The 14,074-nt window shown below is 66.1% G+C and carries 16 protein-coding genes and 1 pseudogene; 8 read left to right on the forward strand and 9 right to left on the reverse strand.

The features are described from left to right. Nucleotide 1: 1 nt before the first annotated feature. The 3 genes from NX773_RS09230 to NX773_RS09240 all read right to left on the reverse strand — a co-directional run bounded on the left by NX773_RS09230 (nucleotide 2) and on the right by NX773_RS09240 (nucleotide 2,444). On the reverse strand, nucleotides 2-844 hold the full coding sequence (locus NX773_RS09230) for a patatin-like phospholipase domain-containing protein (RefSeq protein ID WP_258856051.1): 843 nt from the start codon (nucleotides 842-844) through the stop codon (nucleotides 2-4). A gap of 83 nt (nucleotides 845-927) precedes the next feature. Beyond that, nucleotides 928-1,836: a flagellin N-terminal helical domain-containing protein gene (locus NX773_RS09235; protein ID WP_258856052.1), complete on the reverse strand. Its 909-nt coding sequence runs from the start codon at nucleotides 1,834-1,836 to the stop codon at nucleotides 928-930. A 206-nt stretch (nucleotides 1,837-2,042) separates the two neighbouring features. After that, nucleotides 2,043-2,444, reverse strand: a complete 402-nt coding sequence (locus tag NX773_RS09240; RefSeq protein ID WP_307728518.1) for a LysR substrate-binding domain-containing protein — start codon at nucleotides 2,442-2,444, stop codon at nucleotides 2,043-2,045. Nucleotides 2,445-2,468: 24 nt separating this feature from the next. Here NX773_RS09240 and NX773_RS09245 point away from each other — a divergent pair. Together NX773_RS09245 and NX773_RS09255 are read left to right on the forward strand one after the other, a co-directional pair. Further along, nucleotides 2,469-2,633 (forward strand): annotated as a pseudogene (locus NX773_RS09245) (aldo/keto reductase); the annotation flags it as partial. Nucleotides 2,634-2,848: 215 nt separating this feature from the next. Beyond that, entirely contained in the window at nucleotides 2,849-3,199 is a 351-nt protein-coding gene (locus NX773_RS09255; RefSeq protein WP_258856053.1) for a hypothetical protein, read from the forward strand. A gap of 56 nt (nucleotides 3,200-3,255) precedes the next feature. Here NX773_RS09255 and NX773_RS09260 read toward each other — a convergent pair whose 3' ends face one another. Beyond that, a complete protein-coding gene (locus NX773_RS09260; RefSeq protein WP_258856054.1) occupies nucleotides 3,256-4,380 on the reverse strand; it encodes an extracellular catalytic domain type 1 short-chain-length polyhydroxyalkanoate depolymerase in 1,125 nt (374 codons plus the stop codon). A 15-nt stretch (nucleotides 4,381-4,395) separates the two neighbouring features. Next, complete coding sequence (locus NX773_RS09265) at nucleotides 4,396-4,812, reverse strand: ribbon-helix-helix domain-containing protein (protein WP_258856055.1); 417 nt, start codon at nucleotides 4,810-4,812, stop codon at nucleotides 4,396-4,398. Nucleotides 4,813-5,027: 215 nt separating this feature from the next. Here NX773_RS09265 and NX773_RS09270 point away from each other — a divergent pair, with 215 nt between their 5' ends. Next, the gene (locus NX773_RS09270; protein WP_258856056.1) at nucleotides 5,028-6,317 is read left to right on the forward strand and encodes a cation:proton antiporter; all 1,290 of its coding nucleotides are present in this window, start codon (nucleotides 5,028-5,030) and stop codon (nucleotides 6,315-6,317) included. 117 nt (nucleotides 6,318-6,434) lie between these two features. Continuing rightward, a complete protein-coding gene (locus NX773_RS09275; protein WP_258856057.1) occupies nucleotides 6,435-7,493 on the forward strand; it encodes a GGDEF domain-containing protein in 1,059 nt (352 codons plus the stop codon). A 6-nt stretch (nucleotides 7,494-7,499) separates the two neighbouring features. Here NX773_RS09275 and NX773_RS09280 read toward each other — a convergent pair whose 3' ends face one another. Continuing rightward, a complete protein-coding gene (locus NX773_RS09280) occupies nucleotides 7,500-7,778 on the reverse strand; it encodes a hypothetical protein (RefSeq protein WP_258856058.1) in 279 nt (92 codons plus the stop codon). Between the two features lie 393 nt (nucleotides 7,779-8,171). On the opposite strand from NX773_RS09280, the gene dusA reads away from it, so the two are divergent. From dusA to NX773_RS09295, 3 genes are all read left to right on the forward strand, one after another. Further along, nucleotides 8,172-9,161, forward strand: a complete 990-nt coding sequence (dusA, locus tag NX773_RS09285; RefSeq protein ID WP_258856059.1) for a tRNA dihydrouridine(20/20a) synthase DusA — start codon at nucleotides 8,172-8,174, stop codon at nucleotides 9,159-9,161. Nucleotides 9,162-9,529: 368 nt separating this feature from the next. Next, nucleotides 9,530-11,302, forward strand: coding sequence for a methyl-accepting chemotaxis protein (locus NX773_RS09290; protein WP_258856718.1), 1,773 nt, complete (start codon nucleotides 9,530-9,532; stop codon nucleotides 11,300-11,302). Between the two features lie 76 nt (nucleotides 11,303-11,378). Then, the gene (locus NX773_RS09295) at nucleotides 11,379-11,729 is read left to right on the forward strand and encodes an energy transducer TonB (protein ID WP_258856060.1); all 351 of its coding nucleotides are present in this window, start codon (nucleotides 11,379-11,381) and stop codon (nucleotides 11,727-11,729) included. Here the strand turns inward: NX773_RS09295 and NX773_RS09300 are convergent. The 3 genes from NX773_RS09300 to fdx form a co-directional block, all read right to left on the reverse strand. Then, nucleotides 11,726-12,334, reverse strand: coding sequence for a cytochrome b (locus NX773_RS09300; RefSeq protein ID WP_258856061.1), 609 nt, complete (start codon nucleotides 12,332-12,334; stop codon nucleotides 11,726-11,728). The genes NX773_RS09295 and NX773_RS09300 overlap by 4 nt on opposite strands. After that, nucleotides 12,325-12,777, reverse strand: coding sequence for a hypothetical protein (locus NX773_RS09305; RefSeq protein WP_258856062.1), 453 nt, complete (start codon nucleotides 12,775-12,777; stop codon nucleotides 12,325-12,327). The genes NX773_RS09300 and NX773_RS09305 overlap by 10 nt, the downstream gene beginning before the upstream one ends. A 181-nt stretch (nucleotides 12,778-12,958) precedes the next feature. Then, a complete protein-coding gene (gene fdx, locus NX773_RS09310) occupies nucleotides 12,959-13,297 on the reverse strand; it encodes an ISC system 2Fe-2S type ferredoxin (RefSeq protein ID WP_258856063.1) in 339 nt (112 codons plus the stop codon). A 125-nt stretch (nucleotides 13,298-13,422) separates the two neighbouring features. On the opposite strand from fdx, the gene NX773_RS09315 reads away from it, so the two are divergent. Further along, nucleotides 13,423-14,073, forward strand: coding sequence for a cytochrome c3 family protein (locus NX773_RS09315; protein ID WP_258856064.1), 651 nt, complete (start codon nucleotides 13,423-13,425; stop codon nucleotides 14,071-14,073). The last annotated feature ends 1 nt before the right edge of the window (nucleotide 14,074 follow it).

The raw sequence follows: 14,074 nt of genomic DNA on the forward strand, positions 1-14,074 counted from the left end.
GCTAGGCGAGGGCGGGGGATGCGCCCGGCAGCAGCAGGGCCAGTTCGGCGATCGCCCGGAACACCGGAAGCGGCAGGGCGCTGGCCGACTCGGGCGCGGGTGCGCGCGCGTGCACCTGGCTGGCCGGCAGGCTGTCGCGCCAGCGCCAGCGCGTCACGGACAGGCCCGCGCGCCCGACCGCCAGCTCCAGCGCCGGCTGCAGCGCCTGCAGCCGTTCCAGTACGGCGGGATTGGGAGCGCACAGCTCCAGCGCCACGCCGCCGGGCACCGGGTCGGCCTGCACTGTCACGCGCGTGCCGTCCGCCAGCACCAGTTCCAGCCGCAGCGCCGCGCGTGCGCGCCGGCGCCGCCCCGACTGCTGGTCGGGGTCGCCCGTCACCATCGACAAATACTGCTCCTGCGGGCCGCGCGCGTGCACGGTGAAGCGCCACGCGTCCGGGTGGATGGTGCCGAGCGTATCGACGCCGCGCTGCACGCGGGCGTCCTGGCTGGCGGCCAGCAGGCCCGCCGGCACCAGGCCGGCGCGCGCCTGCTGCTCGCGGCTGGCCAGCTGCGCCGCGTAGCTGCGCACCGTGCCGCGCCACGCAAGCGCCAGCGCCCCTCCGTCGGGAGCAGGGTAGGTCAGCTGGCGCGCCATGATGACCTGGTCCGGGCGCAGCGCCGCCGGGTCTTGCGCGGTGGCGCCGGCTGCGGGCAGCGGCAGCGCCGGGCCGGCCTGCGCCAGCGAGAACGGCAGCGTTTCGGCATCGGCCACCAGGGCCGCCGGCAGTGCGGGCGTGACCGCGTCCACGCGCAGCGGCTCGGTGGCCGGCGGTACCAGTGGCGGAAAGCTGATGCTGGCCATGTGCGGGCCCCTACAGGTTGAAAGAAAAAAGGCCAACCGAGCTCCGGTTGGCCTTTGCTGGTGCTACACCAGGGAAGTGCCGATTACTGGAGCAGGGACATCACCATCGACGACATGCTGTTGGTCTGCTTGAGCATGGCGGTGCCGGCTTGCAGCAGCATCTGGTTCGAGGTCATGTTCGACGACTCGGTCGCGAAGTCCACGTCCATGATACGGCCGGTTGCGTTCTTGGTGTTGGTGCTGACGTTGGCCAGGTTGTTGTAGACGTGGTCCAGGCGGTTCGACACGGCACCGATCTTCGAACGCAGCGCGCTGACCGAGTCGATGGCGGTGGCCAGCTTGGTGATCGTGCCGTTCGCGTTGGTGGCGCCGGTGTCCGGGGTGGCCGAGGTGTCGCTGATTTCCTTGCCGCCGCCGCCGCCCACTGCGCCGTCGCCGTCGTATTTGGTCGAGGCCAGCTTGATGTCGGCGTGCACTTTGTCCAGTTCGGTCTTGAACGCGCCGGTCATGGTCTCGGCGCCGTCGGCACCGATCTGGAACTGGATGCCGGTGGCCGCTTCCAGTTTGCCGGCGGTCTTGGCCAGCAGCGTGGTGCCGCCGAACTTGGTGTTGCCCATGATGTTGGCCAGCTCGTCGTTCAGCGAGTCGAATTCGGCCTGCATCGAGATCTGGTCGTCGCCCGACGACGAGCCGTCGGCGGCCTGGGTTGCCAGGTCCTTCATGCGGGTCAGGATGTTGCCGACTTCGTCCAGCGCGCCTTCGGCGGTCTGCAGCATCGAGATCGAGTTCTGGGTGTTGCGCATTGCCACGGCCATGCCGCTGGTCTGGCTCTTCAGGCGGGTGGCGATCTGCAGGCCTGCGGCGTCGTCCATTGCCGAGTTGATGCGGTAGCCGGTCGACAAACGCGTCATCGAGGTCGACAGCGAGGTCTGGGTGCGGGTGATCGAGTTCTGTGCCGAAAGGGCTGCTGCGTTGGTGTGAAGGCTCAGCATGTTGGGCTCCTAGTTGGGTGGTCTGTTACTGTTGAAGGTCGCGGATGTCGCGCTCTCACGAGTACAAGACGACCGATTTCCTGTAGGCATTAAATGCCGCGCGGAAATTTTTTCGATTTTTCTTTTGATGCAGCGCAACTAGTGCGCCGGGCCGGACCGCCGGCGGCAGCCGCCCGCTCGCCGTTCTTCCACCCAGCCTGCTTTTGTTACGGATGCGTGTATCGCAAGGCATCCACCACCAGCGCAAATGCCGACGAGGGCTGCCGCCGGCTCGGATAATAAAGCTGATCGCCTGGAAAGACGCTGCACCAGTCATCGAGCAAGCGCACGAGGCTGCCATTGGCAAGGTGAGGTTGCAAAGTGTCTTCCAGCATGAACGCCAGCCCACACCCCGCCAGCGCCGCCTGCAGGACCTGCGGAAAGCCGTTAAGGATGAGTTGCCCCTCAACGCGCACGTTCAGCTCGCGCGATCCCTTCCTGAAGTCCCATGGGAGCAGGCCGCCGTGCGTCGGCAAGCGCAGGTTGATGCAGTCGTGGCTGGTCAAATCCTGCGGTCGCCGGGGGACCTCGCGCGCGGAGAAATACCGAGGGGCAGCGACGACCGCCATCCTGACGTCCGGGCCTATGCGTACTTAAGGCGCGAGCGGATGGGCGAGAACCTGGACGTCGTCGATTTCGCATTGAGTGAACAGGAAATGGCCGCGATCGCGACGCTGGAAACCGGAACCAGCAGTGTTTGCTCGCACAGCGATCCAGCCATCGTGAAGTGGATGAGTGAACGCAAACTCGCCATCTGACCGCCGACCTGGGCCGGAGGGGGGCATCACCGGCAGCGACTTCCTGATGGACGGCCGGGTGGCGGCCGCCTACTGGTACGGCGATCTTGCGCCGAAGTGACTCCTCTGCCGCCAAGCTCGCTTGCGTTGGCGCCGGATTAAGCGCAGGATCATCCACGGGTTCTGTTGGCCGTCCGCAGTGCCGTTCGGGCGGCGATTTTTTGGGGGGACATTCCATGGCAAGCGTGCCACCCACCGACGACCCGGCAACCAGCGAACCATGGGCCGGCATTTCGTTTGACGGACGCGCCTACCACTATCGGCAGTACAGTTACGACCGGGTGGAGGATGCGCTCAACTATGCCCGGCTCGAACGCGCCAGGCCGGGCTTGCCGATCGAAACGACGGCGCCGCTGCGCTGGCGCCAGTTCAGCGCCCCCACGCAACGTGAGCGCGAGCAGATGGCCGAACGCGGCATCGTCTACCAGGCCGGCCGCTTCGTCTATGGTCCCTACCGCTACGATGTGCTGGCCGACGCGCTCAATTACGCCGCGCGCCAGCCGGGCCTGGACCGGCCGCGATCCTAAAGGCCCGGTTGGCCAAGCTTGCGCTGGCGCCGGGCCTTGCAGGTTCAGCCGTGGGTTCAGTCCGCCTGCGCCAGGAAAAACCGCAACATCTCGGCCGATGCGTTCGGCCCGGCCGGGTCCGTGTAGGTCCCGGCGGGGCTGCCGCCCGACCAGCAGTGGCCAGCCCCATGCAGCTCCCAGTACTCGGCCACCGTGCGGCCGCTGCGGTCGCGCATCGCCGTCCGGGTGTAGCCGCGCCCGTCCGCCTGCTCCGTGCGTTCCTCGTGCCGGTGCAGCACGTCGGCGCTTGAACCGGGCGCGGAATGCACGAACTGCCGTAGTACCGCGTCCCCGTTCCCCGGATGGACGGTGCTGTCCTGGTCGCCATGGAATACGATCACCGGCACCCGCTGCGGCGGCGTGCGCGCTGGCCTGCCGGCGCGCGCAGGTGCTTTCTTCATCGCCGCCAGGCCCGTGATCAGGTCGCGCGCGCTGCCGACCGGCAGGCCGGAATGGACGCCGACCGCGGCATACAGCTCGGGATAGGCCTGCCCCAGGATCGCGGCCATCGCGCCGCCTGCCGACAGCCCGGCCACATAGACCCGCTTCGGGTCCGCCTGCCAGGTCTCGACGACCTCCCGGGTCATGGCCGCGAGCAGTGAGGGCTCTCCACCGTCGCGCTCCTGGTGCGATGCCTCGAACCAGTTCCAGCAATGCGACGCATTGGCAGTTGCCGATTGTTCCGGGTAGAGCACCAGGCAGCCATGCTGCTCGGCCAGGGCATTCATCGCCGTGCCGGCCGCAAAATCGTCGGCGTTTTGCGTGCAGCCATGCAACATCACGATCAGCGGACGCGGGCCGGAAGCGGGGACCGATGGCACGTACAGCTTGTAGCGGCGGGTGTCCCCCGCGGCGCTGAATGTTCGCTCCAGGAATTGGCCGGGCGCGTGCGGATCGGGCGCGGCAATACCGGGGCGCCGGCCAGGCATGGTCTTGCGCAGCGCCTTTGCCCAGTCGGGCACGGCGTTCAGGTCGACCATGGGAGGGCGGGCGGCCATGCCATTGTCCGCCGCTTGGGTGGGAATCAAGCCGGAGGCTTTGAGCGCCTCCTGGATGACAGCGGTGGCCGCTGCCGGGTCCTTGGCCTTGGCCAGGTGTGCAGCTTCCTTCATCTGCTCGAGAAATTGCTCGAAAGGTTTCATTGTTGCTCCATTAAATCAAGTTTGAATGCGGTCGGCCAGCGCGTGCTTGACGGCGGCCGACGCGACGAATGCGCCAAGGACACGGATCGATGCGATCGCGGCCGTTGCCAGTTCCGGCGTCACATCGTCGTCCAGCGTGGCCAGCCCGAGCACATGGATTTCCAGTTGCTCGCCGGCGGCCACGACGCGTTCCAGGTCGGTGCGCGAATAGCGCTGCAATCCCATCACAAAACGCTTGCGCAGCACGGTCTGGCGGATCGCTTCGGCGTGCTGCTGCAGCTGGTTGCGCACGGCTGTGCGGACGAAATCGGTGCGATTGGTGTAGAAGCCCTCGTCCACCAACAGATCCACCTGCGCCAGGTCAACCAGGCCGAGATTCACCGTCACCTTGTCGGTGTCCGGTAGTTTGTCCTTCATGGCAACAACTTTCATCGAATTTATCCTCCATGGGTACTCCAGTTGGAGTACAAATCGCCATCCACAAGGGGCGAAGCCCTTTTTTTATGCGGCATTGACGAACAGGCCAGTAGCCGGGCCGATGCGCACGAACGCCTGGAGAGTGCATCCTCAAGCGAGCCGCTTGCAGCTATGATGATTTGGCGAGATTGACCGATCGCAGGCGAGTATCAACGGAAAAGGGCTCCGTCATGTCGATGACGTACTGGATGTTGTTTGCCGGTCTCACGCTGATTGCGATGATGCTGATCGGAACGCTGCTGGCCCGGCTGCCGCTCAGCGGTGCGATGATCTACCTGGCGCTTGGCTTCGTACTGGGGCCGGCCGGGATAGGCATCGTCATGCCTGATCCTTGGCGCAACACCGCCATGCTGGAGTTAAGCGCCGAAGCGGCGCTGCTGATATCGCTGTTCGCCGTCGGCCTGAAGCTTGAGGTCCCTCTGCTGGATCGTCGCTGGCTCGCGCCATTACGGCTGGCCTTTGTATCGATGACCATCACGGTCGGGCTGATAGCGGCAATGGGCGTGTACGGCTTGCGTCTGCCGCTTGGCGCCGCGGTGTTGCTGGGCGGGATATTGGCCCCCACCGATCCTGTGCTGGCCTCGGGCGTCCAGCCGGAATCCGGCCACACTCCCACTCCAGCCCGCTTCAACCTGGCCGGCGAAGGCGCGCTCAATGACGGCTCCGCGTTTCCGTTCGTGCTGCTCGGCCTGGGCCTGATGGGGTGGCACGATCTTGGTGCGAATGCATGGCACTGGTGGCTGGTGGACCTGCTCTGGGCAACGTTCGGCGGCACGCTGATCGGCGCGATGGTGGGAGGCGTGCTGGGCACGCTGGTCGTGTTCTTGCGCAACCGGCATCAGGAGGCACTGGGCCTGAGCGAATTCCTCTCGCTCGGTACGGTCGGGGTCGCGTATGGCCTCGCGCAGCTCTGCCTGGCTTCCGGGTTTCTCGCCGTGTTCACCGCCGGCCTGGCATTGCGGCGGGTACAAGAACATCCGTGGATGTCCCAAGTCTCGTCGCCGCCGGCGAGCATGGCGCCGGCGCATTCCCATCACGCAAGCGCGGCGATGAAGCGGGAGGTACAAGGGTTCAATGAGCAACTCGAAAAACTGGCGGAACTGGTGCTGGTCACCCTGACCGGCGCCATGCTGGGATACATCACGATATTTCCGGCGCTGTGGTGGTTCACCGCCATGGCGATCTTTGCCGTGCGCCCCTTATCGGTCTTCCTTGGCATGGCGGGCAGTGCGGCGCCGCCGCGCCGCTGCGTCGTGATGGGTTGGTTCGGTATCAGGGGAATCGGGTCGATCTACTACCTGATGTATGCGCTGGACCACGGCCTGTCCGGCGCGCTCGCGCAGCAGTTCGCGGCATTGACGCTGGTTGCGGTGACCGCGTCCATTGTCCTGCATGGCGTGACCGTGCATCCGGTGATGAACTGGTATGCGCAAGGCCGGGTCGCCGACCCCGAGCGATGACGCGCACGCTTGCACTGCCCGGACCTGGGGCGCATCATTCCAACTCCGCGCGCGGCGCGCTCCGGGCTTGCTCCTGTCCGCGCCGCGGCCGCCAGCCACTCCCGGGAACCAGCAGCGATGAACAAACACGATTTGGTGAACGAACTGGACCGGATGCGTTCGCTCCTGGCGCTGTCGCGCGAGCTGCTCCAGACCGACGATCCGATGGTCGTCCTCGACCTGGTGGGCAAGGCCCTGGCCGATCTCATGCACATGGACCGTGCGATCCTGATCGTCAACACCAATGGTGCGCAATACGTCCACGGTTTTGACCACGGCGGGCGCGCGCGGTATTCCGACGCCAGCAACCCGCTGTACCGCCCAGGCCTGGCCTGCCTGCAGGGCGACGGCAGCAGCGCAGCCCAGCCAGCGGCCAATGTGCCTGCTGGCGCCGGTGCGGTAATGGCGGTCGGCGTACCGCCACACCGGCCAACGACGGCGTTGGCAGTGGAATGGCACCGCGATGGCGGCGCGCTCGACATCAAGGCGCGGCGCCAGCTGCTCACCCAGGTGGCGGAACTGACGGCCGCCGCCTTGGGCAAGCTGCAGGCCCGCGCATCGCTCGAGCAGCAAGTCTCGCAACAGTCCGGGCAGATGATGGACACGGCCCACGCCCATGCTGCGGAGCTGGCGCGGCGCGACGACGTTGAGCACGAGATCCGCGAGCTGTCGCTGACGGACGGCATGACCGGGCTGCGCAACCGGCGCGGCTTTTTTGTGGAGGCGGAACAGGCGTTCAAGGTAGCGCAACGGCAGCATGCGGCCAGCGCCGTGATTTTCGCCGACATCGACGGCCTCAAGCGCATCAACGACGCGGTCGGCCATCAGGCGGGCGATCAGTTGATTTGCGACGCGGCTGGCATCTTGCGCGCGTCGTTTCGCAATGTGGACGTCGTGGCGCGCGTGGGAGGCGACGAGTTTGCGGCGTTCACGCTCGACGACGAGCAGCCGGACACGGTGGTCGAGCGTATCAGGCGCAACCTACATGCGTTCAATCGGATGGAAGGGCGCCCGTTCCAGGTATCGCTCAGTATTGGCATCGTGCAGTGCGACCCCGCCGCCGGGATGAGCCTGGACGATTACATCCACGCTGCCGACGCGCAGATGTATGCGCACAAGCAGCAGCGCTTGCATTGACCGCAATTAGTGATTGCTGTCACGTTCCGACTTGAGCAGGTCGATCCGGTCCGACTCTTCGTTGGCCGCCACCGCGCGCTCGGAGGCAAGGCTTTCCTGAAGTCCGGTCGTGTCGTCGTGCACCGTTTCGGGCGGGTGGAGCATATCGTCCAGCGTCATCGCCAGCTCCGGCGTGTCCCAATGAACGCCGGCGCGCACGCGCGCGTGGATGTAATGCTCGATTTCCCTGACCTGTTCCGGCGTCAGGGGGAGTGTGCGAAATGTGTTGCCAGGCAGCGTATTCATGAAATCCTCGCTCTCTGCAAGCCCAAGGGCGCTTGCGCACGCCAGCCGATGGCGCGCATGTCGAGCCAAGGCAAGCATCCACTCAATTTACACCCACTGGCGATTGCCCGGTGCGCGCCAGACAAATGATCGATCGCCACTCTTTTAGGGTAAGATGCGCGGCGAGCTCGCGCGCGTCATTGACGCGTCTGGCACCGATCTCAGCCTCGATCTTCCGGGCCCATGCAGCGGCCTGCGCCTTCGTCGGAAATGTTTCCGCAATCGAGTTGTGCCCTTTCCTGCGGGCCTGTGCCCGCCAGGTGTCCCCGGTCTTGAGAAGTGACGCCGCCTGTAGCAAAGTTGTGAAGTTGCGGGAGGTCGTATTGCCCCCTCAGACGGAAACGAATTATTTAGATGACAAACAGCAAACGAAAACTGAGCGTCGCGCCCATGATGGACTGGACCGACCGCCACTGCCGCGTCTTCCACCGCAAGATCACCCGCCACACTTGGTTGTATACGGAAATGGTGACCACCGGCGCGCTGGTGCACGGCGACGTTGCGCGCCACCTGCGCTACAGCGAGGAGGAGCATCCGGTCGCGCTGCAGCTGGGCGGCAGCGACCCGGGCGAGCTGGCGCACAGCGCCAGGCTGGGCCAGGAGTGGGGCTATGACGAGATCAACCTGAACTGTGGCTGCCCGTCCGAGCGGGTGCAGAAGGGCGCGTTTGGCGCCTGCCTGATGGCCGAACCGCAGCTGGTGGCCGATTGCGTCAAGGCGATGCGCGACGCGGTCTCGATCGATGTCACGGTCAAGCACCGGATCGGCATCGACCAGGTCCAGGACCCGGCGTTCGTGCGCGACTTCGTGGGCACCATCGCCGACGCCGGCTGCCGCACCTTCATCGTCCACGCGCGCAACGCCATCCTCAAGGGCCTGTCGCCCAAGGAGAACCGGGAGATCCCGCCGCTCAGGTACGAGGTCGCCTACGACCTGAAGCGCCAGTTCCCGGAGCTGGAAATCATCATCAACGGCGGCGTGAAGACCGACGACGAGATCGCGCAGCACCTGCAGCACGTGGACGGCGTGATGCTCGGGCGCGAGGCCTACCACAACCCGTGGCTGATGGCGGGCTGGGACGCGCGCTTCTACGGCGCCGCCGCCACGCCCAAGACGCGCCGCCAGGTGCTGGAGGAGATGATTCCCTACATCGCCGCCCAGCTGGCCGAGTTCGGCCCGCAGGGCCTGAAGCTGAACAGCATCACGCGCCACATGCTCGGCCTGATGTCCGGCCTGCCCGGCGCACGCGCGTTCCGCCAGCTGCTGTCCGACCCCAAGCGGCTGGCAGCCGGCGACCCCGCCTTGCTGCTGGAAGCGGCCGACCGCATGGCGCGCGCCGCCTGAGCCCGGCCGCGGGCCGCCAACCCCGGCCCGCAAGAAAATAAAGTTTTTCCTGTGTTGCTGTAGGAAAATAACTACAAGGGCCGGCAATGCGCGTGGCAAAGACAGCATTTTGCTTGCTGTAGGGCAATAAATCTCCCTATAATCGCAGCTCACCTTCGTTTTTTGCCAGCGCACCAACGCATGTTGTGAACTCGAAACATCCGAGTTGTCGTTCACAAAATCTGTCTATGCCGACTGGTTTTGATTTATCCTCACGGAAACACATACATTTCCTGCCAGAAGCATGGAAATTTGACATTGCACATTGACAACTGTCGCTCGTGTCCGATCAATAAAGAGGGAATAGGGACGAAATGAATTTGACAAACATGAAGGTCGGAATGCGCCTGGGTTTGGGGTTTGCCCTGGTGCTGGTGCTGCTGGTCGCGGTGACCGTGGTCGGCATCCTCCGCATGGCGCAGATCCAGGACCGCCTCGACCACGTGGTAGGTGTCAACAACGTGGTCACACGGCTCGTGATCGACATGCGCAACAATGTCAGCGAGCGCGTCACCTCGCTGCGCACCCTGACCCTGATGACCAACGCGGACGACATGGAACCTGAACTGAACAAGTTCAAGGAACAGACCCGCAAGTACGACGAGATCCAGGCCAAGCTGGAAGCCAAGTTCGCCGCCGAGTCCACCCAGCAGGAAAAGACGCTGCTGACGCAGATCAAGGACGCCGAAGGCGTGGCGATGCCGGCCATCAGCAAGGCATCCGAGCTGTACCTGGCCAACAAGGCCGAGGACGCCACCCGCGTGATGATCAAGGAAATCCGCCCGGCCCAGAAGAAGTGGCTCGAGGCGCTGGACCAGCTGGCCAGCGTCGAGGACAAGCAGAACTCGCAGGCCCAGACCGATGCCCAGGCCGCGTTCGCCAACGCGCGCAATTTCATGATCGTGATGCTGGCGCTGGCCGTGGCGATGGGCGTGGCCGCCGCCTGGGTGATCACCCGCAGCCTGCTCAAGCAGCTGGGCGGCGAACCGGGTTACACCGCCCGCATCGCCGGCAGCATCGCCCACGGCGACCTGTCGATCCGCATTAACACCGCCGTCTCCGACCGCGGCAGCCTGCTGGTCGAGATGCGCGAGATGCGCAACAGCCTGGTGGGCATCGTGGCCCAGGTGCGCCGCGGCACCGAGACCATCGGCACCGCCTCGCGCGAGATCGCCGCCGGCAACCTGGACCTGTCCTCGCGCACCGAGCTGCAGGCCAGCTCGCTGGAGAAGACCGCCTCGGCCATGGACAAGCTGACCGCCACCGTGCGCCAGAACGCCGAAAACGCCCGCGAAGCCAACCAGCTCGCGGCCAGCGCCTCGGACGTGGCGCGCAAGGGCGGCGAAGTGGTGTCGCAGGTGGTGGGCACGATGGGCGAGATCAACAGCTCGGCCAGCAAAATTGCCGACATCATTGGCGTGATCGACGGCATCGCGTTCCAGACCAACATCCTGGCGCTGAACGCCGCCGTGGAAGCGGCGCGCGCCGGCGAGCAGGGCCGCGGTTTTGCGGTCGTCGCCTCCGAAGTGCGCAACCTGGCGCAACGTTCGGCCGCCGCCGCCAAGGAAATCAAGACGCTGATCGGCGACTCGGTCGAGAAGGTCGAGCGCGGCAGCAAGCTGGTCGGCCAGGCCGGCGTGACGATGGAAGAAGTGGTCTCGAGCGTCAAGCGCGTGACCGACATCATGAGCGACATCGCCGCCGCCAGCGCCGAGCAGAGCGCCGGCATCGAGCAGGTCAACGTGTCGATCATCGAGATGGACAGCATGACCCAACAGAACGCCTCGCTGGTCGAGGAAGCGGCCGCCGCCGCCCAAAGCCTGCAGGACCAGGCCGGCGAACTGGCGCGCGTGGTCAGCATCTTCAAGCTGGCCGAAGGCGAGGAGAACCAGGCCGAAGCGCTGACCGCGCTGGCAGCCCCGGCCCCCGCCGCGCAAGTGGCGCCGCGCCCGGCAGCCAAGCGCGCCGCCGGCGCCCGCCCGGTGCTGAAGAAGCCGGCCGCCGCCGCACCGCGTGTCGAGCCGACCGATGCCGACAGCGCGCCAGCCAAACCGAAGAAGGCCGCCGCCGCAACTGCCGGCGACGAGTGGGAAGAGTTCTGACGCGGCGGCCACAAGCCGTCGCCGAAGAGAGCAGCACGAAACAAGAAGCGTGAACTAAAAACTTTTGGGAACTGGTATGTCTACGAAAAAGCCTTATTTGAGTGTTATCGCCACCTTGATCCTGTCCGGCGTCGCCGGCGCAGTCGCCGCCGGTGAAGTGCCGGCCAGCTTCGACGCGTCCAAGTGCAAGGTCGAGTACCCGAAGGCCTCCCTGATGAACGAAGAGCAGGGCACGACGTCGATGTCCTTCCTCGTGAACGCGGACGGCAGCGTGGCCGATTCGAAGCTGGAGAAATCGAGCGGCTTCAAGAACCTCGACAAGGCAGCGATCAAGGGCATCTCGGCATGCAAGTTCAAGCCGGGCACCAAGGACGGCGCCCCGGCCCAGACCTGGACCAAGATCGACTACGCCTGGAAGCTGGACTAAACTGTTCCACCCCGCGGCCGGCTCCCAGCCGGCCGTTTTCTTTGCTGGAACCACATGCGCTGGAACACACGGTCGCGATCGACCAGCGCGTGCTTGAGCCCCGCCGCCACGTGCAGCGCGACCAGCGCCGCCATCGCCCACACCAGCGTCTCGTGCACCTCGAAGAAGGCCTCGGCCGTGTCGTGCGCGGGCGCGGCCCAGCGCGGCAACTGCAGCCCGAAGAAGGCGACCCCGCTTTTCGTGTACAGCGCGCCGAGCAGGCCGGTCACCGGCAGCAGCACCATGCCCCCGTACAGCAGGCGCTGCACCACGAGTGACGCCACCACTTCCCAGCGCGGCATGCTGGCCGGCAGCGCGGCCGGTCGGTGCGTGAGGCGCCACAGCGCGCGCGCCAGCACCAGCACGAAGATGACGATGCCGACCGACTTGTGCAGGTCGAACCAGCGCTCGGCGCCGGGATCGTCCTCGACGCTCGTCATGTACCAGCCGAGCGCGGCCGTGCTGACGATCAGCAGCGCGAGCAACCAGTGCAGCGCCACGGCGACCGGCGCGTAGCGCCACTCGCCGGGCTCCACCATCAGCTGCGGATCGTCGTCTATTCGCATTGCCGGCGCATCATCTCCAGGTGCTGCTGGCGCGATGCGGCCGACATGCCCGGCATCATCTGCTCCATCAACGCTTGCCGCTCCTCGGGCGTGCGCGCGCCCATCATGCGCCCGTACATGGCGCACGCCTGTTGCGTGGAGCCGGCAGCCGCGCCCGCGCTGCCGGCCGCCCCGCCCATCGAGGCGGCGCTGCCGCTTTCGCCGGTGCCGTAGGCGCCTGGCGTACCCGAGCCGGTCACGCCGGTGCCGCCGGAACCCTGGGCGCCGCTTTCGGCCGGACGCTGGCCCGGCACGGCGTTCACGTTGCCGCCGGCCCCCGATGTGCCGTAGCCGGGGCCACCTTGCGCGGGGACGTATTCGCTTTCGCCCACGCGGCCCTGTTGCGCGCAGCCGGCCAGCAGGCCCGCGCACAGGAGCGTGGCGATGTGGATCGGGAACTTCATGGAACCTCCTCGGCGGCCGCGCCGGCGCTTGAAAAGCCGTTCGACCGCCGCGTTCCAGTTCCGGTTCCGTAGGGTGGGCAAGTCCCTTGCCCACGCGTTCAACTCACGGTTACATGCGACCTTGCGGGCGGTTTTTGAACGCGTGGGCAGGAGAACCTGCCCACCCTACGATTGGGCCGGCTCAGCCTTTTTCCTTCTCCAGGTTGATCGAATAGCGCGGGATCTCGACCACCAGGTCGGCCTCGCCCAGGACCACCTGGCACGACAGGCGCGAGGTCGGCGCCAGCCCCCACGCGCGGTCGAGCATGTCCTCTTCGCCGTCGCTCGGGTCCTCCAGCGCGCCGTAGCCTTCGCGGATGATGACGTGGCAGGTGGTGCAGGCGCCCACCTTGCCGCACGCGTGCTCGATCTCGACACGGTGCGCGAGCATGGCATCGCACAGCGTGCCCCCGGGCTCGGCATAAAAGGTGGCGCCCTCGGGCGCGAAATCAGGATGTGGCAGCACGGTAATGTTCGGCATCTCAAACCTCGATGTGATAGGGTCCACTCTAATCCTTCCTGCAGGGGGAAGGTCAAGCGCTTAGTGTCTTGCCGCAACGCCCTGCGTCGTGCCGAACGTTCTTTCGCACACACACGAGTTTGCCCATGGCCCAGGCGTTTCATCCTGCAACCGTCCTTGTACTCAAGCTCGCCCTGGTGGCGGCGCTGCTGGCCGCGCTGGCGCTGGCGCTGCTGGCGCGCTGGCGCATGATGCCGCCGGCCGCCGGCGGCACCGTCGTCGCGCAGCCCATCCCGTTCAGCCACAAGCACCATGTGGGCGACGACGGCATCGACTGCCGCTACTGCCACACCTCGGTCGAAAAGTCGCGCTTTGCCGGGCTGCCGTCGAGCGACATCTGCCTGACCTGCCACTCCCAGCTGTTTCGCGACGCGCCGCTGCTCGCGCCGCTGCATGCCAGCGCCCGCACCGGCCTGCCGATCCGCTGGAACCGGGTGCACGACCTGCCCGATTTCGCCTACTTCGACCACCGCATCCACATCAACAAGGGCGTGGCCTGCGTCGAGTGCCATGGCCGCGTGGACCGCATGCCGCTCATGCTGCGCACGGCCCAGCTCGAAATGCAGTGGTGCCTGGGCTGCCATCGCAACGCGCGCCAGCACATCCGGCCGCTGGCCGACGTTTTCCTGATGCAGGACAAGCGCCCGCTCTCGGCGCAGGAAATCACACAACTGAACCGCCTGTTACAGATTCAAAGCACACGCCGGCTCACCGATTGCTCCACCTGCCACCGCTGAC

It is taken from the genome of Massilia solisilvae, from assembly GCF_024753215.1.
GTDB classification, from domain to species: Bacteria; Pseudomonadota; Gammaproteobacteria; order Burkholderiales; family Burkholderiaceae_D; genus Telluria; species Telluria solisilvae.